This window comes from Streptomyces sp. NPDC001393 (assembly GCF_053597455.1).
Map to the genome: position 1 here is coordinate 24,669 of NZ_JBSFIH010000052.1, position 25,462 is coordinate 50,130.

Below are 25,462 nucleotides of genomic sequence, written 5' to 3' on the forward strand. Positions count from 1 at the left end.
TCTCTTTCTTTGCCTGATCGTTTCTCGTATGGTGGAAGTAGTTTTCCGAAACAGCGCAGCAACCGGTCATCGCTCATGAACAAAACGTCCGCAATCCAGGGCGACTACCACGTACTCCGCGGTAGGTGCGACGATCGGACGGCACAACTCGCGACACGGTGAAAGCAGAGGAAGTCGGCCATGGCAACGGCGCCCAGCGTCTCCTACTCGATGACCATCCGGCTGGAGGTGCCCGCGAGCGGAACCGCCGTCTCGCAGCTCACCACCGCCGTGGAGTCCTCCGGAGGCTCGGTCACCGGCCTCGACGTCACCGCGTCCGGCCACGAGAAGCTCCGTATCGACGTCACCATCGCGGCCACCTCCACGGCCCACGCCGAGGAGATCGTCGAGAAGCTGCGCGGGATCGAGGGCGTCACCCTCGGCAAGGTCTCCGACCGTACGTTCCTGATGCACCTCGGCGGCAAGATCGAGATGGCGTCGAAACACCCCATCCGCAACCGTGACGACCTGTCCATGGTCTACACGCCGGGCGTGGCCCGCGTGTGCATGGCGATCGCCGAGAACCCCGAGGACGCCCGCCGCCTCACCATCAAGCGCAACTCCGTTGCGGTCGTGACGGACGGCTCCGCCGTGCTCGGCCTCGGCAACATCGGCCCCAAGGCGGCGCTGCCCGTCATGGAGGGCAAGGCGGCCCTCTTCAAGCGCTTCGCCGGCATCGACGCCTGGCCGATCTGCCTGGACACCCAGGACAGCGATGCGATCGTGGAGATCGTCAAGGCGATCGCCCCCGGGTTCGCCGGCATCAACCTGGAGGACATCTCCGCCCCCCGCTGCTTCGAGATCGAGGCGCGCCTGCGCGAGGCCCTCGACATCCCCGTCTTCCACGACGACCAGCACGGCACCGCGATCGTCGTCCTCGCCGCCCTGACCAACGCGCTGCGCGTCACGGACAAGGCGATCGAGAACATCCGGGTCGTCATGTCCGGCGCCGGCGCCGCCGGTACGGCCATCCTCAAGCTGCTGCTCGCCGCGGGCGTGAAGAACGCCGTCGTCGCCGACATCCACGGTGTCGTCCACTCCGGCCGCGAGGACCTGGTGAACGCCCCGTCCGACTCGCCGCTGCGCTGGATCGCCGACAACACCAACCCCGAGGGCCTGACCGGCACCCTCAAGGAGGCCGTGCGCGGCGCCGACGTGTTCATCGGCGTCTCCGCCCCGAACGTGCTCGACGGCGACGACGTGGCCGCCATGGCGGACGGCGCCATCGTGTTCGCGCTCGCGAACCCCGACCCCGAGGTGGACCCCGCAATCGCCCGTCAGACGGCGGCCGTTGTGGCCACCGGCCGCTCGGACTTCCCGAACCAGATCAACAACGTGCTGGTCTTTCCGGGCGTCTTCCGCGGCCTGCTGGACGCCCAGTCCCGCACCGTCAACACCGAGATGATGCTGGCCGCTGCGAAGGCCCTCGCCGACGTGGTCAGCGAGGACGAGCTCAACCCGAACTACATCATCCCGAGCGTCTTCAACGACAAGGTCGCGGGCGCGGTGGCGGGCGCGGTCCGCGAGGCCGCGAAGGCCGCCGGCGCGACGGCCTAGGCCCTGCCGTCGCGGGGCTGGGGGCACCCCCGGCCGACGGCTGGGGGAGGGAGATCGACGACAGGGCCTGGCCCGGACCGCTCCGGCCCCGGGCCGAGGCCCGGCCCCGGCGTTCCGGGCCGGGTGCCGGCTCGCGCCCGGCCGGGTGAAGGAAGAGCCGGGTGAAGGAAAAGCGGCGGCCGGGCGTCGGCCCGGTGACGGCGTGCCGTACTGTGCAGGGGCTGTGAGGATCACCACGGCGGCCCGTGCACCGGCGCGTCGTGGAACCAGCCGATGCCGGGCGCCCTCTAGGGTGACGCCGAGCAGGCGCTTTTCGTGTGACTCCCCAGGGTGTTCTCACGACTCCTACGGGTGCCGGATTGGCTTTACCGCCGCAGGTAGGGGCAGGATGCGTCCCTGGGCGCGAGCGCATCGGCATCGCAGTGCCTCGGGCGTATCCGTCGCGTGGCACACCCCAACGGCAAGAAAAACACGGGAGTAACAACATGAACCGCAGTGAGCTGGTGGCCGCGCTGGCCGACCGCGCCGAGGTGACCCGCAAGGACGCCGACGCCGTGCTGGCCGCGTTCGCCGAGACCGTCGGCGAGATCGTCGCCAAGGGCGACGAGAAGGTCACCATCCCCGGCTTCCTGACCTTCGAGCGCACCCACCGTGCCGCTCGCACCGCGCGCAACCCGCAGACCGGCGAGCCGATCAACATCCCCGCCGGCTACAGCGTGAAGGTCACCGCGGGCAGCAAGCTGAAGGAAGCGGCCAAGGGTAAGTGACCTTGTCGTTCGTACGTCACGGGACGGCGTACAGTGCGTTCTGACGCACGATGACGTCAAAGGGGCGGCCCTCCTCCAGCGGAGGGCCGCCCCTTCGTCGTACCGCGCCAGAACCCGTCAGCCGAGCGCCTTGCCCGGCAGTTCCACCTTCGCGCCCAGTTCCACGAGCTTCTCCATGAAGTTCTCGTAGCCGCGGTTGATCAGGTCGATGCCGTGGACGCGGGACGTGCCCTCGGCGGCCAGGGCCGCGATCAGGTACGAGAAGCCGCCGCGCAGGTCGGGGATGACCAGGTCGGCGCCCTGGAGCCGAGTGGGCCCGGAGACGACCGCGGAGTGCAGGAAGTTGCGCTGGCCGAAGCGGCAGTCGGAGCCGCCCAGGCACTCGCGATAGAGCTGGATGTGCGCGCCCATCTGGTTGAGGGCCGAGGTGAAGCCCAGCCGGGACTCGTACACCGTCTCGTGGATGATGGACAGGCCCGTGGCCTGGGTCAGCGCGACCACCAGCGGCTGCTGCCAGTCGGTCTGGAAACCGGGGTGCACGTCCGTCTCCAGCGCGATGGACTTCAACTGGCCGCCCGGGTGCCAGAACCGGATGCCCTCGTCGTCGATCTCGAAGGCGCCGCCCACCTTCCGGTAGGTGTTCAGGAACGTCATCATCGAGCGCTGCTGGGCGCCGCGGACGTAGATGTTGCCGTTGGTCGCGAGCGCCGCGGAAGCCCAGGAGGCGGCCTCCAGGCGGTCCGGGAGGGCGCGGTGGGTGTAACCGCCGAGCCGCTCCACACCCGTGATGCGGATCGTGCGGTCGGTGTCCATCGCGATGATCGCGCCCATCTTCTGCAGGACGCAGATCAGGTCCTCGATCTCCGGCTCGACGGCCGCGTTCGACAACTCCGTCACGCCCTCGGCGAGTACGGCCGTCAGCAGCACCTGCTCGGTCGCGCCGACGGACGGGTACGGCAGCCGGATCTTCGTACCCCGCAGGCCCTTGGGGGCCTCCAGGTACTGGCCGTCCGCGCGCTTCTCGATCGTCGCGCCGAACTGCCGCAGCACGTCGAAGTGGAAGTCGATGGGCCGGCCGCCGATGTCACAGCCGCCGAGGCCCGGGATGAACGCGTGGCCGAGGCGGTGCAGGAGCGGCCCGCAGAAGAGGATCGGGATACGGCTGGACCCCGCGTGGGCATCGATGTCAGCCACGTTGGCGCTCTCGACGTGCGTCGGGTCCATCACCAGCTCGCCCGGCTCCTCGCCCGGCCGGACCGTCACCCCGTGCAGCTGCAGCAGGCCGCGGACGACCCGCACGTCACGGATGTCGGGAACGTTGCGCAGGCGGCTCGGCGCGCTGCCCAGCAGGGCGGCGACCATGGCCTTCGGTACGAGGTTCTTCGCACCGCGGACACGGATCTCGCCCTCCAGCGGGGTTCCGCCGTGGACAAGCAGGACATCGTCGTTGACGGTCATGTATCTCGCGTTCCGATGAGTTGGTCAGGGGGCGGCCGATCACTTGTTGCGCGGGGGCCGGGAGAGACAGGGTAATCGCCGATCACCCCTCGTCCGTAAGCCCAAGGACCGCCCAGGTGCGTCATAGCTGTGTCACAACACGAACCGTGCGCTATCGGGCACATGGGGTCACCGGCCGGGGCGTGCGCCCAGGGCGCTTCCGCGCTCCCTGAGCTGCGTTCACTCCGCGGCTCCGATTGGCTCCCCACCGAAGGGGAAGATGCGGGATCATGTCTGGCATGACCGAGGTGTCCTCGCTCACAGGGCGGCTGCTCGTGGCCACTCCCGCCCTGGCGGACCCGAACTTCGACCGCGCGGTGGTGCTCCTTCTCGACCACGACGAGGAGGGCTCCCTCGGTGTCGTCCTCAACCGCCCCACCCCGGTGGACGTGGGCGACATCCTGGAAGGCTGGGCCGACCTCACCGGTGAGCCCGGGGTGGTCTTCCAGGGCGGCCCCGTCTCGCTGGACTCGGCGCTCGGCGTCGCGGTCATCCCCGGCGGCGCGAACGGCGACCTCGCCCCGCTCGGCTGGCGCCGGGTGCACGGCGCGATCGGCCTGGTCGACCTGGAGGCCCCGCCCGAGCTGCTCGCCTCGGCCCTCGGTTCCCTGAGGATCTTCGCCGGATACGCCGGATGGGGCCCCGGCCAGCTGGAGGACGAGCTGGTCGAGGGGGCCTGGTACGTGGTCGAGTCGGAACCCGGGGACGTCTCCTCACCGGCCCCGGAGAGACTCTGGCGCGAAGTACTGCGCCGCCAGCGCAACGAGCTGGCGATGGTGGCCACGTATCCGGACGACCCTTCGCTCAACTGATGCGTGTGAGCTTCAGTACCCTTGGCGATATGAGCACTCTCGAGCCCGAGCGCGGGACTGGTACGGGGACCCTCGTAGAGCCGACGCCACAGGTGTCCCACGGCGACGGTGACCACGAGCGCTTCGCCCACTACGTCCAGAAGGACAAGATCATGGCGAGCGCCCTCGACGGCACCCCCGTCGTGGCGCTGTGCGGCAAGGTCTGGGTGCCGGGCCGCGACCCGAAGAAGTACCCCGTGTGTCCCATGTGCAAGGAGATCTACGAATCCATGGGCAGCGGCGGCGACGACAAGGGCGGCGACAAGTAGGGGTCCGTCGGCGGACGTGAGGTCCCCGGCGCGTGCGCGGTGCGCGCGTGCCGGGGTTTTCGCGTTCTCTGGTCGGGGAGTGGTCCAGACCTGTAGCCTCGGCCTCCGGTCGGAGTTGTGCGGAGCGGAACGGTGGTTGCACCCAGTGCAACGCGCGTGACGGAGGTGCGGCGGGCGGCATGAGCGACGAACTCGACGAATTCGGCGAGACGAGCGACACATCCCTCTTCCCGGAACCCGACGTGGCGCTGATCCCCGCGCCGAACAGCGTGTCGGCCTCGCTGCCCGGCGGCGGCACCGGATACGTCATCGACGCGGGCACCGAGATCGACGCCACCGAGGGCACCGAGCGGGTCGCACGCTGGCTGCGGACGACCGTCGGCGCGGCGACCGGGTTGCCGCTGGCCCCGCACCGCGACAGCGGCTCCCGCATCCTGCTGCGGATCACCCCCTCGCTCGAGGACGAACTCGGCAGCCCCGAGGCCTACCAGCTGTCCGCCGACGGGTACCTGATCTGCATCGACGGCGCGAGCGAGGCCGGCCTGTTCTGGGGCGCCCAGACCTTCCGTCAGCTGCTCGGCCCGGAGGCGTTCCGGCGCGCCCCCGTCACCGGCCGGACCGAGTGGGAGGTCCCGGCCGTCACCGTCCGCGACGCGCCCCGGTTCCGCTGGCGCGGTCTACTCCTGGACGTGGCACGGCACTTCATGCCCAAGGAAGGCGTGCTGCGCTATCTCGACCTGATGGCCGCGCACAAACTGAACGTCTTCCATTTCCATCTGACCGACGACCAGGGCTGGCGGATCGAGATCAAGCGCTATCCAAAGCTGACCGGAACCGCCTCCTGGCGGGCACGGTCGAAATTCGGTCACCGGGCCTCACCGTTGTGGGAGCAGAAACCGCACGGTGGTTACTACACCCAGGACGACATCCGGGAGATCGTCGCCTATGCCGCCGAGCGGCATATCACTGTCGTCCCGGAAATCGACGTACCCGGCCATTCGCAGGCCGCCATCGCCGCGTACCCGGAACTCGGCAACACCGACGTCATCGACACCACCGCCCTCACCGTCTGGGACAACTGGGGGATCTCGGCCAACGTCCTCGCCCCCACTGACACCACCCTGCGGTTCTACGAGGGGGTCTTCGAGGAGGTCCTGGAGCTGTTCCCGTCGCAGTTCGTCCACGTCGGCGGCGACGAATGCCGCAAGGAGCAGTGGACGGATTCGGTCACGGCCAAGACCCGGATCGCGGAGCTCGGTCTCGCCGGCGAGGACGAGCTGCAGTCGTGGTTCATCGGGCACTTCGACGCCTGGCTCGCCGCGCGCGGGCGCCGGCTCATCGGCTGGGACGAGATCCTGGAGGGCGGGCTCGCCAAGGGGGCGGCGGTGTCGTCGTGGCGCGGTTACGGAGGCGGGATCGCGGCCGCGCGGGCCGGTCATGACGTCGTCATGTGCCCGGAGCAGTACGTGTATCTGGACCACCGTCAGGCCCCGGGCGAGGACGAGCCGGTGCCGATCGGGTTTGTGCGCACCCTGGAGGACGTCTACCGCTTCGAGCCGGTCCCGGTGGAGCTCACCGAGGAGGAGGCCCGGCATGTGCTGGGCACTCAGGCCAATGTCTGGACCGAGGTGATGGAGGACACCGCGCGCGTGGACTACCAGACCTTCCCCCGGCTCGCGGCCTTCGCCGAGGTGGCCTGGAGCCGGCTGCCCGCCCCCGCTGAGCGGGACTTCGCTGGGTTCGAACACCGTATGAGCGCCCATTACGCGCGACTTGACGCCCTCGGCGTCGCCTACCGGCCGCCCACCGGACCCCGGCCGTGGCAGAAGCGCCCCGGTGTGCTCGGTCGCCCGATCGAGGGAGCGCCGCCGAACAGGTGACCGTGCCATCGGGCCGCCTGTCTCGAACACATGCTGGAAAACCGCGCCAAGGGTCACCGAAGAGTGTCAATCGGCGCGCACCGGTGATGCCGTGCGAAAACGGACCATCTCCGCGATGAGGTGGGCGAATGCCTCCTAAAGGACCCCCGCGTCCGCCCCCTGCGAAGATGTGCCAGAGTTGCCACGTCCGCCCTGTGAGCACGTACCGTACGGCCACACAGGTGGGACCAGGTGGGGCAGCGGGAAGGGGCAGCCGGTTTGACCACGCACGCACCGCAGGCGGAGCAGGCCGTCACGCTGCCCACGACGCTGGACGAGGCCGTGGCGGCCCTCACGGCCATGCCCACCGCCGTGCCCGTGGCGGGCGGCACCGACCTGATGGCCGCCGTCAACTCCGGCCAGCTCAGGCCCGCCGCGCTGGTGGGTCTCGGGCGGATCAGCGAGATCCGCGGCTGGCAGTACCAGGACGGCCACGCGCTGCTCGGCGCGGGCCTCACGCACGCACGCATGGGCCGCCCCGACTTCGCGGCCCTGATCCCGGCGCTCGCCGCCGCCGCGCGCGCCGCGGGCCCGCCGCACATCCGCAACGCGGGCACCCTGGGCGGCAACATCGCCTCCGCCGCACCCACGGGTGACGCGCTGCCGGTCCTCGCCGCCCTGGAGGCGACGCTGATCATCGCGGGCCAGGGCGGAGCCCGCCGGGAGATCCCGGTGTCGCACCTGCTGGCCGGCATGGAGATGCTGCGCGGCGGCGAACTCATCGGCTACGTGCGCGTGCCGCTGCTGCACGCCCCGCAGGTCTTCCTGAAGGCCACCGGGCGCACCGGGCCGGGCCGCGCGCTGGCCTCCGTGGCCGTGGTCCTCGACCCCGCCCGGCGCGGAGTGCGGTGCGCGGTCGGTGCCATAGCGCCGATGCCGCTCAGGCCCCTGGAGGCGGAGCAGTGGGTCGCCCAGCTGATCGACTGGGACAACGACCGCGCCCTCGTCCCGGAGGCCCTGAACGCCTTCGGCGAGTACGTCGCCGCGGCCTGCATCCCGGACCCGGCACCGGAGCCCGACGGCTCGGTGACCCCGCTTCCGCCCGCCGTACTGCACCTGCGGCGCACCGTCGCCGCACTGGCCCGACGAGCACTGGGGAGGGCGCTGTCGTGACCGACGACCAGCACGGAGAGGGCACGCCCCAGGGCGGCGGACGCTGGGACCCGCTGCCCCAGGGCGACTACGACGACGGCGCCACCGCCTTCGTCAAGCTCCCCGAGGGCGGCATCGACGCCCTGCTGTCCGGCGACAGCCCGCTGGCCGCGCCGGGACACGGCTATGTGCCGCCGCAGATCGCGGTCGCCCCCGGCACCGGCGACCCCGCCCAGGCCGGCACCTGGACCGCGCCCGCGGGCGGCGCCGAGTGGCCCGACCCGAACGCCGTCCCGCAGACACAGGCCGCGGACGACCGGTTCACGTACAACCCGGGCGCGACCCAGCACTGGACCTTCGAGGAGCCCGCCGCCCCGGCCGCGCCCGGGCACGACGTCACCGGACAGTGGTCCATCCCCGTCGTCGGCGGCGATCTCCCGGACGAATCGGGTGAGTTCACCACGTCCTCCCTGGTCGAGCAGTGGGGTGGCGGCACCCCGCCGGCCACGCTGCCCGGCGGCGCCCCCGCGCCCTGGGCGACGCAGGAGGCGGGCCGCTCCTGGGACCGGCCCGCCGACACCGGCCTGCCCGACCACACCGACGCCCATCCGGCGGGCGCTCCGGCCGCCCCGGCGGCGCCGGGCTACGCACCCGCGCCGGACGAGCGGTACGGACAGCCCCCGACCGGCCACGCCACCACCGCCCACGAGGAGACCGGGGCGGGGGAACCCGGTCACGGGGGCGCCGGGCACCCGCCGGTCGGTCACGAGGACACGGGGCATCAGCCGGTCGCTCACGGGGACGGCCGGCGAGCCGAGGGCGCCGAGGCGCAGGGCGAAGGGCACCGCGCCGAGGCCGGCCACCCCGGCGCGTTCGGTGAGTCCGCCGAACCTGCCCAGGCGGCCGAGTTCGCCGAGTCCGCCGAATCCGCGCGGCCCGGCCTGCCGACCGCCCACCCGGAGCGGCGGGGCGAGGCCGGAGCGGGACCCGACGAGGACGGTCACGGCCCCGCGGAAGGCCCTGAGCGTCCCGCTGGCGGCCCAGCAGGACACGAGGGCCCCGCGGGCGCAACCGGAGTCCCGCAGGCGGCCACAGCACCCGCGACGTCCGCCCGCCCCACCCCGGCAGACGCCGCGGCACCGCAGACCCCGGCCCCCACAGCCGTACCGGAGCACGCCGCCGAAGCACCCGAGGCCGCCGCGCCGGGGGCGGACGGCACCGCCGAGGACACCGCGCCCCGGCCGCAGGAAGGCGCCACCGGGGAACACGCGGAGCACACCGCGCCCCTCCCGCCGCACGACGACCACCCCCTCGCCTCCTACGTCCTGCGCGTCAACGGCGCCGACCGGCCCGTCACCGACGCCTGGATCGGCGAGTCGCTGCTGTACGTGCTGCGCGAGCGCCTCGGCCTCGCGGGCGCCAAGGACGGCTGCTCGCAGGGCGAGTGCGGAGCCTGCAACGTCCAGGTCGACGGCCGTCTGGTCGCCTCCTGCCTGGTCCCGGCGGTCACCGCGGCAGGCAGCGAGGTGCGCACGGTCGAGGGCCTGGCCGCCGACGGACAGCCCTCCGACGTGCAGCGCGCGCTCGCCCGGTGCGGCGCCGTGCAGTGCGGTTTCTGCGTGCCCGGCATGGCGATGACCGTGCACGACCTGCTGGAGGGCAATCCCGCGCCGACCGAGCTGGAGACCCGCCAGGCGCTGTGCGGCAACCTCTGCCGCTGCTCCGGCTACCGGGGCGTCCTGGAGGCCGTCAAGGAGGTCGTCGCCGAACGCGAGGCCTCGCACGGCGCCGACGCCGGGACGGACGCGGACGAGGCCCGTATTCCCCACCAGGCGGGCCCCGGGGCCGGCGGGGTCAACCCGTCGGCGTTCGAGGCGCCGGGCGCGTTCGACACGCCGCGGGCCGATCCCGGCGGCTACGGCGACACCCCGCCGTACGGCACGCCCGACCCGTACGGCACACCGCCGCACGGCACCCCGGGACCGCACGATCCGCACGGCCCGCACGACCAGCACTACGGCCAGGACGGAGGCCAGGTGTGAGCAACGAAGCCGCCACGGCGACCACCGCCGCGGAACCCGCCCCCGAGGCCGAGCCGTTGCCGCACGGCATCGGCGCCTCCCTGCCGCACGCCGACGCCCGCGCCAAGACCGAGGGCACCTTCCCGTACGCGGCCGACCTGTGGGCCGAGGGCCTGCTGTGGGCGGCCGTCCTGCGCTCCCCGCACGCGCACGCGCGCATCGTGTCCATCGACACCGGCCACGCGCGCGAGATGCCCGGCGTACGGGCCGTCATCACGCACGAGGACGTGCCCGGCACCCCGCGCCACGGCCGGGGCACCCCCGACCGGCCGGTGTTCGCCTCCGAGGTCGTACGGCACCACGGCGAGCCCATCGCGGCCGTCGCCGCCGATCACCCGGACACCGCGCGGATGGCCGCCGCGGCCATCATCGTCGAGTACGAAGTACTCGACCCGGTCACCGACCCCGAGCAGGCCTTCGAGGCCGAGCCGCTGCACCCCGACGGCAACCTGATCCGGCACATCCCGCTGCACCACGGCGACCCGTCGGCGGTCGGCGAGGTCGTCGTGGAGGGCCAGTACCGCATAGGGCGCCAGGACCCGGCCCCGATCGGCGCCGAGGCCGGCCTCGCCGTGCCGCGCCCCGACGGCGGCGTGGAGCTGTACCTGGCCTCCACCGACCCGCACACCGACCGCAACACCGCCGCGGCCTGCTACGGCCTGTCCCCCGATCGGGTGAAGATCGTCGTCACGGGGGTGCCGGGCGCCACCGCCGACCGCGAGGACCAGGGCTTCCAGCTCCCGCTCGGCCTGCTCGCCCTCAAGACCGGCTGCCCGGTGAAGCTCACCGCGACCCGCGAGGAGTCCTTCCTCGGCCACGCCCACCGCCATCCGACCCTCCTGCGGTACCGCCACCACGCGGACGCCGAGGGCAAGTTGGTGAAGGTGGAGGCGCAGATCCTGCTGGACGCCGGTGCGTACGCCGACACCTCCTCCGACGCCCTGGCCGCCGCCGTCTCCTTCGCGTGCGGCCCGTACGTCGTCCCGAACGCCTTCATCGAGGGCTGGGCCGTGCGCACCAACAACCCGCCCTCCGGCCATGTGCGCGGCGAGGGCGCGATGCAGGTGTGCGCCGCCTACGAGGCGCAGATGGACAAGCTGGCGAAGAAACTGGGCCTGGACCCGGCCGAGGTGCGCCTGCGCAACGTGCTGGCGACGGGCGACGTCCTGCCGATCGGCCAGACGGTGACCTGCCCCGCCCCGGTGGCCGAACTCCTGCAGGCGGTGCGGGACTTCCCGCTCCCCGACCTGCCCAAGGACACGCCCGAGGAGGACTGGCTGCTGCCCGGCGGCCCCGAGGGCGCGGGTGAACCGGGCGCGGTGCGCCGGGGTGTCGGCTACGGCCTCGGCATGGTGCACATGCTCGGCGCGGAGGGCGCCGACGAGGTGTCCACGGCGACGGTCAAGGTCCATGACGGCGTCGCGACCGTCCTGTGCGCCGCCGTGGAGACCGGCCAGGGCTTCACCACCCTCGCCCGGCAGATCGTCCAGGAGACCCTCGGCATCGAGGAAGTCCACGTGGCACCGGTCGACACCGACCAGCCGCCGGCCGGCGCGGGCTGCCGGGGCCGGCACACCTGGGTCTCGGGCGGCGCGGTGGAGCGCGCGGCGAAGATGGTCCGCACCCAGCTCCTGCAGCCGCTCGCCCACAAGTTCGGCATGTCTACCGAACTGCTGCAGATCACCGACGGCAAGATCACCTCGTACGACGGCGTGCTGTCGACCACCGTCACCGAGGCCATGGACGGCAAGGAGCTGTGGGCCACCGCCCAGTGCCGCCCGCACCCGACCGAGCCGCTGAACGCCTCCGGCCAGGGCGACGCCTTCGTGGGCCTGGCCTTCTGCGCGATCCGCGCGGTGGTGGACGTCGACATCGAGCTGGGCTCGGTGCGGGTGGTGGAGCTGGCGGTCGCCCAGGACGTGGGCCGGGTCCTCAACCCCACCCAGCTGGCGGCCCGCATCGAGGCGGGCGTGACCCAGGGCGTGGGCATCGCGCTCACCGAGAACCTGCGCACCCCGCGTGGCCTGATCCGCCACCCCGACCTGACCGGCTACGCCCTCCCGACCGCCCTGGACGCCCCGGACATCCGGATCGTCAGACTGGTCGAGGAACGGGACGTGGTCGCCCCCTTCGGGGCCAAGTCCGTCAGCGCGGTCCCGGTCGTGACGGCACCGGCCGCGATCGCCTCCGCCGTCCGCGCGGCCACCGGCCGCCCGGTCAACCGCCTCCCGATCCGGCCACAGGCGGCCGTGGTGACGTCCCAGTGAGCCGCCGCCGCAGGTGATCGACGGGGTCGATCCGCGCGGACGCGCAACGTGCCCGGGTCGCCTGGCGTCCTTCCTGGTGAGGGCCGTTGTCAGTGGGGCGTCGTAGTGTGCTGAGTGGTGGGGGCCGCGGCACTCACCGTCTCAGAGGCGCACCGTACGGGGAAGATCGCGGGGGAGCGATGAGCACGACCGAGGCCGGGGTTCCGGCGATCACGCTGACCGAGGCGGAGCTGGACCGGTATGTCACGCACGCGCCGACACGCGGTCTGCTCGCGGGCCCCGGCCTGCCGGCGGACACCGACCTGCTGACCTTCTCCCCCCTGCGCACCCACGGCCTGCGCACGCTCGCCGACGCCGCCGACGGCCCGTTCCGGGTGGCGGACGAGCTGCGCGACCGCCTGGTCATAGGCGAACTCCTCAATCCGGCGGGCATGGCGCGCGAGTCCATCCTGCTCGACGGCGGCACCGGCGAGCTGACGACGGCCTACCTCTTCGACCCCTCCCGCCCCCGGCCCTTCGCGCCCTCCCTGGCCATGCTGCTGCGTTTCGCCGCGGTCACCGAGGAACTGGCGGGCCTGCGCGGCCGTTTCGCCTCCCTTGCGGGACGGTACGGCCCCGAGACGGCGGCCGAGGCGACCCGCCGCCTCCTCTCCCTGTTCCAGGAGGGCGCGGCCGGCGAGGTCCCGCCGTACTGGAAGGCGACGGCCCTGATCCGCCCCCTCGCCCTCGTCGCCGGCCCCGGCACCGCCTCCGGGCTTACCTTGCACGTCCCCGCCCGGCTGCTGGACCAGGAGTTCGGGCACGGCCGGGTGGTCCGCTTCGAGGAGGTCGACTTCCCCACCACGCTCACCCACGAGCCGACCCGGCGTTTCCTCAGCGAGACCGGGCTGCCGGAGGAGGCGGTCCTCTTCCACGCCGACACGGACGTCCCGCTGCCGACGCTCCGCGAGTACGTCACCGAGGAGTGCGCGGACACCCACGCCTGGGACGAGCTCCCGGCCCACGCCGACCACTTGATCCGCCTCGGCCGGCTGAACGAGGGCAACAGCCTGCTGATCGACGGCAGAACCGGCGCGGTCCTGACCTTCAGCGAGCCGGAGGCCGCGCTCCACCCCCTCAACACCGACGTCTCCACGCTCGCCTTCACGCTGTGGCTCCTGCACCACGAGCGCACCATCGACGAACACCTCGGCAACGAACTGACGACGGCGGCATACGACCAACTGGCCGCGGCGATGCTCCACACCCTGGCCACCCTCGACCCCACGGCCACGGCGCCCGGCACCGACTGGCACTACTGGACGGACCTGTTCCAGGACGAGGCGGGCGGGGTCCTATGACCCGAAGACGCCTGCCCCTGCTTGATGGATGCGGCGCAGACGAGCCCCTGAACGACTCGGGCATGTCTGCCCCTGCTTGGAGGCCGTGGCGGGAATCGAACCCACGTAACTCGCTTTGCAGGCGAGCCCCTAAACCACTCGGGCACACGGCCGTGTTGAGTTGTCGTTCTCGGCCGTGGCGGGAATCGAACCCGCGTAACTCCCCGCGGGCGGAGCCCGCTGATGGATGCAGCGCAGGCGAGCCCCTAAACCACTCGGGCACACGGCCGTGTTCGTGGACATGACGGTATGGGGAGGTGCTGCACGGGCTCAAGGGACGCGGTGGGGCTGCAACGCGACTGCCATACGCCGTTCATGAACGGCGTCGGGCGTACGACCAAGGTCGCAGCACGAGCGGGACCACGGACAGGGGTCAAACCGCCCCGTGCGCCTTACTCTGACGGCCATGAGTGCCCTTGAGTCGCGTGACGCCGATGTCGTGTCCCCCGTCGAGCAGGACGGCGGCGTGCTGGGCCGGGCCTACCGGGCGCTCAGTGTCGGGATCGTCTCCGTCGTGCTGCTGATCGCCTTCGAGGCGACCGCCGTCGGAACCGCCATGCCGGTCGCGGCGCGGGAGCTGGACGGCGTGGCCCTGTACGCGTTCGCCTTCTCCGGGTACTTCACCACCAGCCTGTTCGGCATGGTGCTGGCCGGCCAGTGGTCCGACCGGCGGGGCCCGCTCGGGGCGCTGACCACGGGGATCGGGGCCTTCGCCGCGGGACTCGTCGTCGCCGGGACCGCGCAGGTCATGCCGGTGTTCATCCTCGGGCGAGCCGTGCAGGGCTTCGGTGGCGGACTGGTCATCGTCGCGCTGTACGTCGTCGTCGGCCGCGTCTACCCCGAGCGGCTGCGGCCCGCGATCATGGCGGCGTTCGCGGCCGGCTGGGTCGTGCCGTCCGTCGTCGGCCCGCTCGCCTCCGGCGCCGTCACCGAGCACCTCGGCTGGCGCTGGGTCTTCCTCGGCATCCCGGTCCTCGTCGTCTTCCCGCTCGCCCTCGCCCTGCCGCAGATACGGCGCAGGGCGTCGGGCCCGGTGGACGAGGAGGCCGGCGCCCTCGCCTTCGACCGGCGGCGGATCCGGCTCGCCCTCGGCGTCTCCCTCGGCGCCGGCCTCCTGCAGTACGCCGCCCAGGACCTGCGTCCCCTGTCCCTGCTCCCGGGACTGGCCGGCACCGCCCTGCTGGTGCCCGCCGTGCTCGGGCTGCTGCCGCGCGGCACCTACCGGGCGGCCCGCGGACTGCCCTCCGTCGTGCTGCTGCGCGGACTGTCCGCCGGTTCGTTCATCGCCGCCGAGTCCTTCGTCCCCCTGATGCTGGTCACCCAGCGCGGGCTGTCCCCGACGCTCGCCGGGTTCTCGCTGGCGGCGGGCGGCGGCACCTGGGCGCTGGGCTCATGGGTGCAGTCCCGGCCGCGCGTGCAGCCGTACCGGGAGCGGCTGATGACCGCCGGGATGGTGCTGGTCGCGGCCGCGATCACCGCCGCGCCCGGTGTGCTCGTGCACTCCGTGCCGGTGTGGACCGTCGCCGTCGCCTGGGGCTTCGGGTGCTTCGGCATGGGCCTGGTGATCTCCTCGACCAGCGTGCTTCTGCTGAAGCTGTCCGCACCGGAAGAGTCCGGCACGAACTCCGCCGCGCTCCAGATCTCCGACGCCCTCGCCAACGTCGTCCTCCTCGCCGCGACCGGCGCCGCGTTCGCCACGCTGGGCGGCGGCAGTACGGCGGTCCCCACGGCGGCCGGCGGCGGCCATCCCGCGGCCTTCGCCGCCGTGTTCCTGCCGATGGCGGGGGTGGCGCTGGTGGGGGTTTGGGTGACGAGAAGGCTGCGGGACTGAAAGTGGTACCACGATGGCCCCTTGAATGGTACCGTCGTGGTATGGCTATGAACCTTCGTCTGCGTGACGACCAGCAGGAGGCGCTGCGCCTGCGTGCCGAGGAGGAGGGGCGCAGTATGCACGCCATAGTGCTTCAGGCGATCGACCGATATCTGGAGCAGGAGGCGGACCGGGCCACGGTGCGTCGCCTCGGGGCGAAGTACGCGGCGGCGCATGCCGACCTGCTTCGGAGGCTGGGGGAGTAGCGGATGAAGTACCTCACGGTCCAGGAGGTCCTGGACCTGGCCGAACTGGCCTGCGGGGGGCAGGAGGTCGCCGTGCGGGATCTCGGTCTGCTCAGCTCGGCCGTGTACCGCCCCCAGTCGCAGATGTTCGGCGTTGAGGCGTATGCGGACCTGTTCGAGAAGGCTGCCGCACTGCTCCAGTCGCTGGCCGTCAATCACCCCTTGGTGGACGGCAACAAGCGCATGGCATGGATGGCCACCGTCGTCTTTCTCGACTTCAACGGCACGGAGATGGTCGGCGTCGAGCAGGACGAGGCGTACAAGCTCGTCATCGAGGTGGCGTCGGGCAGCCTGGAGGATGTGGGGATGATCGCCCGGCGGCTGAGGGCGCTGCACGCGGCGATGTGACGTGGGTCCCACCTGCGGGCGACCCGGTCTCGTCGGGGCGTTGACGGGAGGGCGGCGCCGGTAGGGTGGCCCGGTTGTCATACGTAGCCGAGCCGCCCGACCCGCAAGACATACGGAGACCGTGACTACCACCGCCGCCACCTCCTCCTCCCACCACCTCTCGCCCGCCTTCCCGGGCCGTGCGCCCTGGGGTACCGCCAGCAAGCTGCGTGCCTGGCAGCAGGGGGCGATGGAGAAGTACGTACAGGAGCAGCCGCGTGACTTCCTCGCCGTCGCCACGCCCGGCGCCGGCAAGACCACCTTCGCGCTGACGCTGGCCTCCTGGCTGCTGCACCACCACGTCGTGCAGCAGGTGACCGTGGTCGCGCCGACCGAGCACCTGAAGAAGCAGTGGGCCGAGGCGGCGGCGCGGATAGGGATCAAGCTCGATCCCGAGTACAGCGCGGGCCCCCTCGGCCGGGAGTACGACGGCGTCGCCGTCACCTACGCCGGCGTCGGCGTGCGGCCCATGCTGCACCGCAACCGGGTCGAGCAGCGCAAGACCCTCGTCATCCTCGACGAGATCCACCACGCCGGTGACTCCAAGTCCTGGGGCGAGGCCTGCCTGGAGGCGTTCGAACCCGCCACCCGCCGGCTCGCCCTGACCGGTACGCCCTTCCGGTCCGACACCAACCCCATCCCCTTCGTGACGTACGAGGAGGACAACGCCGGCATCCGGCGGTCCGCCGCCGACTACACGTACGGGTACGGGTCCGCGCTGTCCGACGGGGTCGTCCGCCCGGTCATCTTCCTCTCCTACAGCGGCAACATGCGCTGGCGCACCAAGGCCGGTGACGAGGTCGCCGCCCGGCTCGGCGAGCCGATGACCAAGGACGCGATCAGCCAGGCCTGGCGTACGGCGCTCGACCCGCGCGGCGAGTGGATGCCCAGCGTGCTGCGCGCCGCCGACCAGCGGCTGACCGAGGTCAGGAAGGCCATCCCGGACGCCGGGGCCCTCGTCATCGCCTCCGATCAGGACTCGGCGCGTGCCTACGCGAAGCTGATCCGTGAGATCACGGGGACGAAGGCCACGCTCGTCCTCTCCGACGACGCCGGCGCCTCGAAGAAGATCGACGAGTTCAGCGAGAGCAACGACCGGTGGATGGTCGCGGTGCGCATGGTGTCCGAGGGCGTCGACGTCCCCCGGCTCGCGGTCGGCGTGTACGCGACGACCATCTCGACCCCCCTGTTCTTCGCGCAGGCCGTCGGGCGTTTCGTGCGGTCCCGGCGGCGCGGCGAGACCGCGTCCGTGTTCCTGCCGACCGTGCCCGACCTGCTGACCTTCGCCAATGAGATGGAGAAGGAACGAGACCACGCCCTCGACAAGCCGAAGAAGGAGGGCGAGGAGGACCCGTACGCCGAATCCGAGAAGGAGATGGAGGAGGCGAACAAGCAGCAGGACGAGGACACCGGCGAGCAGGACATGCTGCCCTTCGAGGCGCTGGAGTCCGACGCCGTCTTCGACCGGGTGCTCTACGACGGCGCCGAGTTCGGTATGCAGGCCCACCCGGGGAGCGAGGAGGAGCAGGACTACCTCGGCATCCCGGGGCTCCTCGAACCCGAGCAGGTGCAGCTGCTGCTGCAGAAGCGGCAGGCCCGGCAGATCGCGCACAGCAAGAAGAAGCCCGACACCGAGGCAGATCTGCTGGAACTGCCCGCCGAGCGGCGGCCGGTGGTCACGCACAAGGAGATGATGGAGCTGCGCAAGCAGCTGAACACCATGGTCAGTGCGTACGTCCACCAGAGCGGCAAGCCGCACGGGGTGATCCACACCGAGCTGCGCCGGGTCTGCGGCGGGCCGCCGAGTGCGGAGGCCACGGCGGGACAGCTGCGGCAGCGGATCGCCAAGGTGCAGGAGTGGGCCACGCGGATGCGGTGACGCTCCATCGACTTGGCCCCGCACCCCCAGGGATTGGCGTGTGTCAGTTCCTGGGGCCCGTGCGTTTCCGGACGAATAGCGGCAGGCCGGAAGCAGTCTTGCCCGGATTCTGGACGAAGACTTCCGCTCAGCGAACCTGCTTCGCTACTGTCCCGCTACGCACACGCCCCGTGGCAGCGCCGCCGCGGAGCGCAGCCGTGAAGCGACATGCCCGGAGCCGCCGGGCCTTCCTGCCGATCGGCGGCCTCTGACAGCGCGTCGCCGACGGGACTCGGCGACGCATCCGCCGCTCAGGGGGCTGCCGACCTCACCGCCGAAGGAGTGGGCGTCGTGACCGCGGAGACCTCTCAGACGCTCGACCGGGGACTGCGTGTCCTCAAGCTGCTGGCCGACACCGATCATGGCCTGACCGTCACCGAACTGTCCACGAAACTGGGCGTGAACCGTACTGTGGTGTACCGGCTGCTCGCCACACTGGAACAACACGCCCTCGTACGGCGTGACTTGGGCGGGCGAGCCCGGGTCGGGCTCGGGGTGCTGCGGCTCGGGCGGCAGGTGCATCCGCTGGTGCGGGAGGCCGCGTTGCCCGCGCTGCGGTCGCTCGCCGAGGACATCGGGGCCACGGCACATCTCACGCTGGTGGACGGGACGGAGGCGCTGGCCGTCGCCGTCGTCGAACCGACCTGGACGGACTACCACGTGGCGTACCGCGCCGGGTTCCGGCATCCGCTGGACCGTGGGGCGGCCGGCAAGGCGATCCTCGCCGCGCGGCAGTCACCGTCCGCGGATCCCGGGTACATCCTCACCCATGGGGAGCTGGAGGCCGGGGCGAGCGGGGCCGCGGCGCCGTTGGTCGGGGTTACGGGCGTCGAGGGCAGCGTGGGTGTCGTGATGCTGGCGGACTCCGTACCGGAGCGGGTGGGGCCGAGGGTGGTGGAGGCGGCGAAGGAGGTCGCCGAGGCGTTGCGCTGACCGGCCGTGCTGAGCCCTGTGCCCGCTCGCCCTGCACTGACCAGCTGACCTGCACTGGTGCCGGCCGGGGGTAGGTCTCGCTTGCCCCGCGCCGGCGGGGTGCCTCCCCCACTCTCGGCTTCTCCCCCACTCTCGGCTTCGCTCGAGCGGGGGGACCCCCATGAGCGGGGGGACCCCCACCGCCCACCCGTGCCGCCCCAGCGGCACGACTGCCCGCAGGCTGCGGCGGTGCACGACCCGACCACCCTTTGCCCATCCGGCCAAATACCTACCCGCACCTTTGGTCGATCGGCTCACCCCTCCACCCCGCCTCCCTCCGCATCATCAAGGGCCAAACAGCCCGAGGCGGAGGGATCAGCACGGTGGACACAGTCGGCACACGGCCGGAGGCCAGACCGCAGGGAACGCAAACTCGTCGCCTCACCCGGCGCCAGCCAGTGCAACGCCTCGTCGGTGAAGCCGCCGGCAGCCCCCTGAAGCGGACCATGGGCGTGGCCCAGCTGACGCTGCTCAGCGTGGGCGCCACCCTCGGCACCGGCATCTTCGTGGTGCTGGGGCAGGCCGTGCCGGAGGCGGGACCCGCCATCGTGGTCTCCTTCGTCCTTGCCGGCGTCACCGCCCTGTTCTCGGCGCTGTCGTACGCCGAGCTGGCCGGCATGATCCCCGGCTCGGGATCCTCGTACAGCTACGCCTACGCCACCCTCGGCGAGCTGGTCGCCTGGGTGTGCGGCTGGTGTCTGATCCTGGAGTACGGGGTGTCGGTCGCCGCCGTCGCCGTGGGATGGGGGCAGTACGTCAACGAACTCCTCCAGCTCACCCTCGGGGTCACCCTCCCCGACTCGCTCAGCGCGCCGCCCGGGGCCGGCGGCACCCTCAACATCCCCGCCGCCCTCATCGTCGTACTCGCCATGGTCGTCCTGCTGCGCGGGGCCAGGGAGAGCGCCGTCGCCAACACCATCATGGTCGGCGTCAAGATCGCGGCCCTGGTCCTCTTCTGCGCCGTCGCCTTCACCGCCTTCCGCGCCGGGAACTTCCACCCCCTCTTCCCGCTCGGCGCCGCCGGCATGAGCGCCGGAGCCGCCTCGCTCTTCTTCTCCTACATCGGGTTCGACGCCGCCTCCACCGCAGGTGAAGAGGCACGCAACCCACAGCGGGACCTGCCGCGCGCGATCATCCTGTCGCTCGTCCTCGTCACCGCCCTGTACGTGCTCGTCGCCGTCGCCGCGCTCGGTGCCATGCCGTGGAAGCAGTTCGCGGGGACCGAGGCCACGCTCAGCGAGGTGCTCGTACGGTCCGTCGGCGGCGGCAACCTGTGGCCGATCCTGCTGTCCATCGGGGCGGTCGTCGCCACCACCAGCGTGGTGCTCACCGTGCAGTACGGGCAGATCCGGATCCTCTTCGCCATGGCGCGGGACGGGCTCGTGCCGCCCCTGTTCGCCAAGGTCCACCCGCGCACCGGAGTGCCCCGCGCCAACACCGTGATCGTGTCGGCGTTCATCGCCGTACTCGCCGCACTCGTCCCGCTCGGCAGCCTCGCCGACGCCACCAGCATCGGCACCCTCTTCGCGTTCATGCTGGTCAACCTGGCGGTCGTACTGCTGCGCCGGCGCAGCCCCGGCATCCCGCGGTCCTTCCGCGTGCCCCTCTCGCCCGTCACGCCCCTGCTCGGCGTCGCCTTCTGCGTCTACATGCTGGGCAGCCTGGGCGCCGACACCTGGATCGCCTTCGGGGCATGGATGGCGGCCGGGCTCGTCATCTACGGCCTCTACGGCATCCGGCACTCCAAGCTCAACCGCGCCGGCCAGGAAGATCCCGCATGACCCGCCTCGACCTCACCGCCGACGTCGTCACCCTCACCCGCGCCCTCGTCGACCTGCCCTCCGAGAGCGGGCGGGAGGCGGAGATCGCGGACGCCGTCCACGCAGCCCTGCGCGCCCTGCCCCATCTCACCGTCGACCGGGTCGGCAACTCCGTCGTGGCCCGCACCCACCTGGGACGCGGCGAACGCGCCCTGATCGCCGGGCACCTGGACACCGTCCCGGCCGCCGGGAACCTGCCCTCGCGGCTCGACGGCGACCGTGTGCACGGGCTCGGCGCGTGCGACATGAAGGGCGGGGTGGCCGTCGCCCTGCGGCTGGCGGCCACCGTCTCCGCGCCCGTCCGCGACCTCACCTACGTCTTCTACGAGTGCGAGGAGGTGGAAGGGGACAGAAACGGGCTGGCCCGGATCGGCGCCGAGCGGCCCGATCTGCTCGCCGACGCCGCACTCGCCGTCCTCATGGAACCCTCCGACGCCGGTGTGGAGGCCGGCTGCCAGGGCATCCTCACCGCCGACATCGTGGTCAAGGGCGCCCGCGCCCACACCGCCCGCGCCTGGCAGGGCGTCAACGCCGCCCACAAGGCCGCGCCCGTCCTGCAGCGGCTCGACGACCACACGCCCGAGCGCGTCGAGGTGGACGGGCTGGAGTACCGGGAGGGGCTCAGCGCCGTCGCCGTACGGGCCGGGGTCGCCGGGAACGTCGTACCGGACGAGTGCGTCGTCACCGTCAACTGCCGCTTCGCGCCCAGTCGTTCACCCGAGGAGGCCGAGGCGTACGTGCGCTCGCTCTTCCCGGAGTACGAGGTGCGCATCACCGAGGTCGTCGGCGGTGCCCTGCCGCACCTGGACCGGGTCGGCGCCCTCGTCGCCGCGCTCGGTGCCGAGCCGCGGCCCAAGCTCGGCTGGACGGACGTCGCCCGGTTCGCCGCGCTGGGCGTGCCCGCGCTCAACTACGGCCCCGGGGACCCCTCCCTCGCCCACACGGCGGGGGAGTACGTCCCGGTGGAGCACCTCCGGCGGTGCGAGGACCGGCTCAGGCGGTGGCTGCGGTGAGCCCCGCCAGCACCCGCAACTGAAGCCAGAGCACCAGCCGTTCGTCGGGGTCGTCCAGGTCGACCCCGGCGTGCTGCTGGAGCTGCCTCAGGCGGTAACGGCAGGTGTTGGGATGGACGGCGAGGAGCTTCGCCGCGCCCGCCATGTCGCAGCCCGCGTCGAACCAGCAGACCAGGGTGCGGGCGTACTCCGTGCCGTGCGCGGCGTCGTACGCCAGCACCCGGCGCCAGGCACCCGCGCTCAACTCCCGCCGCTCGCCCATCACTTCGGCCAGCCGCAGCAGTGTGACGCGGGGCCGTACCTCGTCCACGCCGGCCACCGGCAGGCCGGCGTCCAGCACCCGCAGCACCAGGTCCGCGTCCGCCCGCGAGTCCGCCAGCCCCGCCGCGTCCGGCACGACCTCGCCGAGCGCCGCCCGCACCGGCACCCGCAGCGCCTGCCCGGCCCGCGCCACGATGTCCTCCGCAAGCTTCTTGTGCCGTTCCCCCGGTCCGGGCAGTACCGCGTACACCACCCCGTCCACCAGCACGCCCGCGTGCCGCCCGTAGCGCGCCTCGCACTGCAGCCGTACGACGTCCAGCAGGCGCAGCGCCGTGCGCTCGGCGTCGGGGACGCTCGCGGCGGAGTCCAGGACGAACGCCGCCACCCGGGCGGGACCGGCGAGGCCCAGCCGCTCGGCGGCGGTGGCCGCGGGCGCCGCCGTGCCGTCCAGCAGGCGGCGCAACAGCTCGCTGCCCCGGTGCCGGGCCAGTTCCCGGGCCGCGCGCGCCCGCAGCAGGAGCAGGGCGGCCGTGGAGGCGCCCTGGGCGAGGGTGTCCTCGGCGTCCGGGGCGAGCGAGCCGCCGTCGATCACCCACACCGAGCCGAGCGTCTCCCCGCCCGCCCGGACCGGCATCGCCAGGCGGGGCAGGTCCCCGTCGGACAGCGCGGGCAGCCTCAGCGGGCGGTCGGCGGCGAACAGCCGGCGGTACTGCTCGGTGTTCTCCGCGCTGGCCGGGACCTGGCGGCCGAGGATGCCCTGCCGGCGGTCCTCGTCCACCGGCTGGCCGGGGACGGCGGAGTAGGCGAGGAGCCGCTGCCGCGGGTCCTCGATGGCCGTGGCCCCGCCGACCGCCGTCGCGATCGCGTCCGCCAGCGCGAACAGGTCGCCGAGCCCGCTGTCGGCCGCGGCCGCGTCGGCGGGGCGGGCGGCGATGGCCGAGGCGAGCAGCAGATGCACGTGGTGCCAGGCGGCGTCCTCGGCGACCGACAGCAGGGCCACGCCGAGCGCCTCCGCCTGAGCGACCGGGCCGTCCGCGCCGCGCACCACCACCCCCGTCGCCCCGGCCTCGGCCGCCGCCCGCAGCAGCGGCCCGGACTCCGCCGCCGGCACGCCCACCGCCAGCAGCAGCGCGCCGGGCTGCCGGGAGAGCGGGCTGCGGCCGTCGTGGAGCACGGCCTCGGTCACCGGGACGGCCTGCCCGGCGGGGGCCGTGTGCAGGCGCAGGGCGGCGCCGACGACGTCCAGGAGGTCACCGAGGGTGCAGGCGTCCATAGGAGGTCCCAGCGGGCTGTTGGCGGATGGTGAAACGAACGTACGCAGGTCTTGGCCGCTCGCACAACACCCGCCGGGCCGGCCTCTTCGAGACTCGTGCCATGACCACAGGAGTCACCATCCGCACCGTCGACGACGTCGCCTCCCTCGCGGCCGTGGCCGACTACTTCAGCGACGTCTGGCAGACGCCCCGCACCGCCCCGCCCTACCCGGCCGAGGTCCTGCACAGCCTGGTCCACGCCGGCGGCGCGGTCCACGCCGCGTACGACGGGCAGTGCGACGGGCAGGGGCTGCGAGGAGCCTCCGTCGCCGTCCTCGGCGCCGACCGCAGCACGTACTCGCTGGTCGCCGCCGCCGACCGGGGGCTCGGGCACGCCGTGAAGCAGGCCCAGCGCGACTGGGCCCTCGGCCTGGGCGCCCGCACCATGCGCTGGACCTTCGACCCGCTGGTCGGCCGCAACGCCCGCTTCAACCTGGTCAAGCTGGGCGCCGTCGGCACCGAGTACCTGGTCGACTTCTACGGCCCGATGACCGACGGCGTGAACGACGGCGACGAGAGCGACCGGCTGACGGTGACCTGGGAGCTGGGCGCGCCGACGGCGTCGTACGACGCGGAACCCCGCGGTCCGGTCACCGCCGCCGCCCCCGACGGCGACCCCCTCACCCGCCGCGACGAGCGGCACATCTGGTGCCGGGTGCCGGAGGACATCGTCAAGCTGCGCGCCGCCGACCCGGCCCTGGCGCTGCGCTGGCGGTACGCGGTGCGCGAGGTGCTGCTGACCGCCTTCGTGGACGGCTTCCGGGCCACCGGGATGACCCGCGACGGCTGGTACACGCTCACCCGGACGGAGGAGGCCGCGTGAAGCTCGAACGCGTCGAGATCGTGCACGTCGCGATCCCGCTGGTCAGCCCCTTCCGTACGTCCTTCGGGACGATGACGACGAAGGACACCTTCCTCCTGCACGTCGTCACCGACTCCGCCGAGGGCTGGTCGGAGTTCGCCGCCGACCCCGAGCCGCTGTACTGCTCGGAGTTCGTCGCCGGCGCCGAGATCGTGCTGCGCGACTTCCTGATCCCGCGCGTGAGTGCCCTGCCGGACCTCACGACGGCCGCGCTCGCTCCCGCCCTGGCGAAGATCAAGGGCCACGAGCTGGCGAAGGCGGCCCTGGAGACGGCCCTGCTGGACGCCGAACTGCGGTCGTACGGCATGCCGCTCGCCGTGTTCCTCGGCGCGGTACGGGACCGGGTGCCCGCCGGGGTGTCGGTCGGCATCAAGAACTCGGTGCCGGAGCTGCTGGACGACGTCGAGCGCTACCTCGCCGAGGGGTACGTCCGCATCAAGCTGAAGATCGAGCCCGGCTGGGACGTGGAGCCGGTCCGCGCGGTGCGCGAGCGCTTCGGCGACGTCCTCCCCCTCCAGGTCGACGCCAACACCGCCTACACCCTTGCCGACGCCGAGCACCTGCGACGCCTCGACGACTTCGGGCTGCTGCTGATCGAGGAGCCGCTGGCGGAGAACAACCTGCACGCCCACGCCCAGCTGCAGCAGCGCCTGCGCACCCCCGTCTGCCTGGACGAGTCCCTGCACCACGCCTCCGACACCGCCGCCGCGATCGCGATGGACGCCTGCCGGGTGGTGAACGTCAAGCCCGCCCGGGTCGGTGGCTACCTGGAGGCCCGCCGGGTCCACGACGTGGCGCACGCGCACGGCGTCCCGGTGTGGTGTGGCGGCATGCTGGAGACCGGCATCGGCCGCGCCCCCAACCTGGCCCTGGCCGCCCTGCCCGGCTTCACCCTCCCCGGGGACACCTCCGCCTCCTCCCGCTACTTCGCCGAGGACCTCACCGAGCCGTTCGTCCTTCAGGACGGTCATCTGCCGGTACCGACCGCCCCCGGAATCGGCATCGAGCCCCTCCCGGAGGCACTGCGCCGGTTCACCGTGGAGCGACGGGACCTCTCCACGGCATAAGGCGCAGCCGGTGGTC

Annotated in this window: 20 protein-coding genes and 2 tRNA genes; 18 read left to right on the forward strand and 4 right to left on the reverse strand. The window is 72.5% G+C overall.

Features of this window, described 5'->3' with window-relative positions; translation table 11 throughout:
• Nucleotides 1-180 precede the first annotated feature (180 nt).
• Entirely contained in the window at nucleotides 181-1,596 is a 1,416-nt protein-coding gene (locus tag ACWC2T_RS36435; RefSeq protein ID WP_450674624.1) for a malic enzyme-like NAD(P)-binding protein, read from the forward strand.
• A gap of 485 nt (nucleotides 1,597-2,081) precedes the next feature.
• Nucleotides 2,082-2,363, forward strand: a complete 282-nt coding sequence (locus tag ACWC2T_RS36440; protein WP_023550134.1) for an HU family DNA-binding protein — start codon at nucleotides 2,082-2,084, stop codon at nucleotides 2,361-2,363.
• A gap of 117 nt (nucleotides 2,364-2,480) precedes the next feature.
• Here ACWC2T_RS36440 and murA read toward each other — a convergent pair whose 3' ends face one another.
• Nucleotides 2,481-3,821 (reverse strand): UDP-N-acetylglucosamine 1-carboxyvinyltransferase, encoded by a 1,341-nt coding sequence (gene murA, locus ACWC2T_RS36445; protein ID WP_450674625.1) that lies wholly within the window; start codon nucleotides 3,819-3,821, stop codon nucleotides 2,481-2,483.
• A 278-nt stretch (nucleotides 3,822-4,099) separates the two neighbouring features.
• Between murA and ACWC2T_RS36450 the strand changes: the two genes are divergently transcribed.
• The 7 genes from ACWC2T_RS36450 to ACWC2T_RS36480 all read left to right on the forward strand — a co-directional run bounded on the left by ACWC2T_RS36450 (nucleotide 4,100) and on the right by ACWC2T_RS36480 (nucleotide 13,679).
• Nucleotides 4,100-4,672, forward strand: a complete 573-nt coding sequence (locus tag ACWC2T_RS36450) for a YqgE/AlgH family protein (protein ID WP_055707730.1) — start codon at nucleotides 4,100-4,102, stop codon at nucleotides 4,670-4,672.
• Nucleotides 4,673-4,701: 29 nt separating this feature from the next.
• On the forward strand, nucleotides 4,702-4,980 hold the full coding sequence (locus tag ACWC2T_RS36455) for a DUF3039 domain-containing protein (protein WP_143638399.1): 279 nt from the start codon (nucleotides 4,702-4,704) through the stop codon (nucleotides 4,978-4,980).
• 179 nt (nucleotides 4,981-5,159) lie between these two features.
• Entirely contained in the window at nucleotides 5,160-6,860 is a 1,701-nt protein-coding gene (locus tag ACWC2T_RS36460) for a beta-N-acetylhexosaminidase (protein ID WP_450674626.1), read from the forward strand.
• 258 nt (nucleotides 6,861-7,118) lie between these two features.
• A complete protein-coding gene (locus ACWC2T_RS36465) occupies nucleotides 7,119-8,012 on the forward strand; it encodes an FAD binding domain-containing protein (RefSeq protein ID WP_450674627.1) in 894 nt (297 codons plus the stop codon).
• Nucleotides 8,009-10,033, forward strand: coding sequence for a 2Fe-2S iron-sulfur cluster-binding protein (locus tag ACWC2T_RS36470; protein ID WP_450674628.1), 2,025 nt, complete (start codon nucleotides 8,009-8,011; stop codon nucleotides 10,031-10,033). Before ACWC2T_RS36465 ends, ACWC2T_RS36470 begins: the two co-directional genes overlap by 4 nt.
• Nucleotides 10,030-12,339, forward strand: coding sequence for a xanthine dehydrogenase family protein molybdopterin-binding subunit (locus ACWC2T_RS36475; protein WP_450674629.1), 2,310 nt, complete (start codon nucleotides 10,030-10,032; stop codon nucleotides 12,337-12,339). The genes ACWC2T_RS36470 and ACWC2T_RS36475 overlap by 4 nt, the downstream gene beginning before the upstream one ends.
• Nucleotides 12,340-12,518: 179 nt before the next feature.
• Complete coding sequence (locus ACWC2T_RS36480) at nucleotides 12,519-13,679, forward strand: SUKH-4 family immunity protein (protein WP_450674630.1); 1,161 nt, start codon at nucleotides 12,519-12,521, stop codon at nucleotides 13,677-13,679.
• Nucleotides 13,680-13,756: 77 nt separating this feature from the next.
• On the opposite strand, the gene ACWC2T_RS36485 is transcribed toward ACWC2T_RS36480, so the two are convergent.
• Together ACWC2T_RS36485 and ACWC2T_RS36490 are read right to left on the reverse strand one after the other, a co-directional pair.
• Nucleotides 13,757-13,831, reverse strand: a tRNA-Cys gene (locus tag ACWC2T_RS36485).
• 18 nt (nucleotides 13,832-13,849) lie between these two features.
• Nucleotides 13,850-13,947, reverse strand: a tRNA-OTHER gene (locus ACWC2T_RS36490).
• Nucleotides 13,948-14,124: 177 nt separating this feature from the next.
• Between ACWC2T_RS36490 and ACWC2T_RS36495 the strand changes: the two genes are divergently transcribed.
• The 7 genes from ACWC2T_RS36495 (at nucleotide 14,125) to dapE (ending at nucleotide 21,943) form a co-directional block, all read left to right on the forward strand.
• The gene (locus tag ACWC2T_RS36495; RefSeq protein WP_450674631.1) at nucleotides 14,125-15,549 is read left to right on the forward strand and encodes an MFS transporter; all 1,425 of its coding nucleotides are present in this window, start codon (nucleotides 14,125-14,127) and stop codon (nucleotides 15,547-15,549) included.
• A gap of 47 nt (nucleotides 15,550-15,596) precedes the next feature.
• On the forward strand, nucleotides 15,597-15,794 hold the full coding sequence (locus tag ACWC2T_RS36500; protein ID WP_055707748.1) for an Arc family DNA-binding protein: 198 nt from the start codon (nucleotides 15,597-15,599) through the stop codon (nucleotides 15,792-15,794).
• A gap of 3 nt (nucleotides 15,795-15,797) precedes the next feature.
• Complete coding sequence (locus ACWC2T_RS36505) at nucleotides 15,798-16,181, forward strand: type II toxin-antitoxin system death-on-curing family toxin (RefSeq protein ID WP_450674632.1); 384 nt, start codon at nucleotides 15,798-15,800, stop codon at nucleotides 16,179-16,181.
• Between the two features lie 121 nt (nucleotides 16,182-16,302).
• Complete coding sequence (locus ACWC2T_RS36510) at nucleotides 16,303-18,099, forward strand: DEAD/DEAH box helicase (protein WP_450674633.1); 1,797 nt, start codon at nucleotides 16,303-16,305, stop codon at nucleotides 18,097-18,099.
• A 330-nt stretch (nucleotides 18,100-18,429) separates the two neighbouring features.
• Nucleotides 18,430-19,071, forward strand: a complete 642-nt coding sequence (locus ACWC2T_RS36515) for an IclR family transcriptional regulator (RefSeq protein ID WP_450674634.1) — start codon at nucleotides 18,430-18,432, stop codon at nucleotides 19,069-19,071.
• A 362-nt stretch (nucleotides 19,072-19,433) separates the two neighbouring features.
• Nucleotides 19,434-20,891, forward strand: coding sequence for an amino acid permease (locus ACWC2T_RS36520; protein ID WP_450674635.1), 1,458 nt, complete (start codon nucleotides 19,434-19,436; stop codon nucleotides 20,889-20,891).
• Nucleotides 20,888-21,943, forward strand: coding sequence for a succinyl-diaminopimelate desuccinylase (gene dapE, locus ACWC2T_RS36525; protein WP_450674636.1), 1,056 nt, complete (start codon nucleotides 20,888-20,890; stop codon nucleotides 21,941-21,943). The genes ACWC2T_RS36520 and dapE overlap by 4 nt, the downstream gene beginning before the upstream one ends.
• On the opposite strand, the gene ACWC2T_RS36530 is transcribed toward dapE, so the two are convergent.
• Nucleotides 21,924-23,477, reverse strand: coding sequence for a PucR family transcriptional regulator (locus ACWC2T_RS36530; protein ID WP_450674637.1), 1,554 nt, complete (start codon nucleotides 23,475-23,477; stop codon nucleotides 21,924-21,926). The genes dapE and ACWC2T_RS36530 overlap by 20 nt on opposite strands.
• Before the next feature lie 101 nt (nucleotides 23,478-23,578).
• Between ACWC2T_RS36530 and ACWC2T_RS36535 the strand changes: the two genes are divergently transcribed.
• On the forward strand, nucleotides 23,579-24,340 hold the full coding sequence (locus tag ACWC2T_RS36535; protein ID WP_450674638.1) for a chorismate synthase: 762 nt from the start codon (nucleotides 23,579-23,581) through the stop codon (nucleotides 24,338-24,340).
• Nucleotides 24,337-25,446, forward strand: a complete 1,110-nt coding sequence (menC, locus tag ACWC2T_RS36540; protein ID WP_450674639.1) for an o-succinylbenzoate synthase — start codon at nucleotides 24,337-24,339, stop codon at nucleotides 25,444-25,446. Before ACWC2T_RS36535 ends, menC begins: the two co-directional genes overlap by 4 nt.
• Nucleotides 25,447-25,462 lie beyond the last annotated feature (16 nt).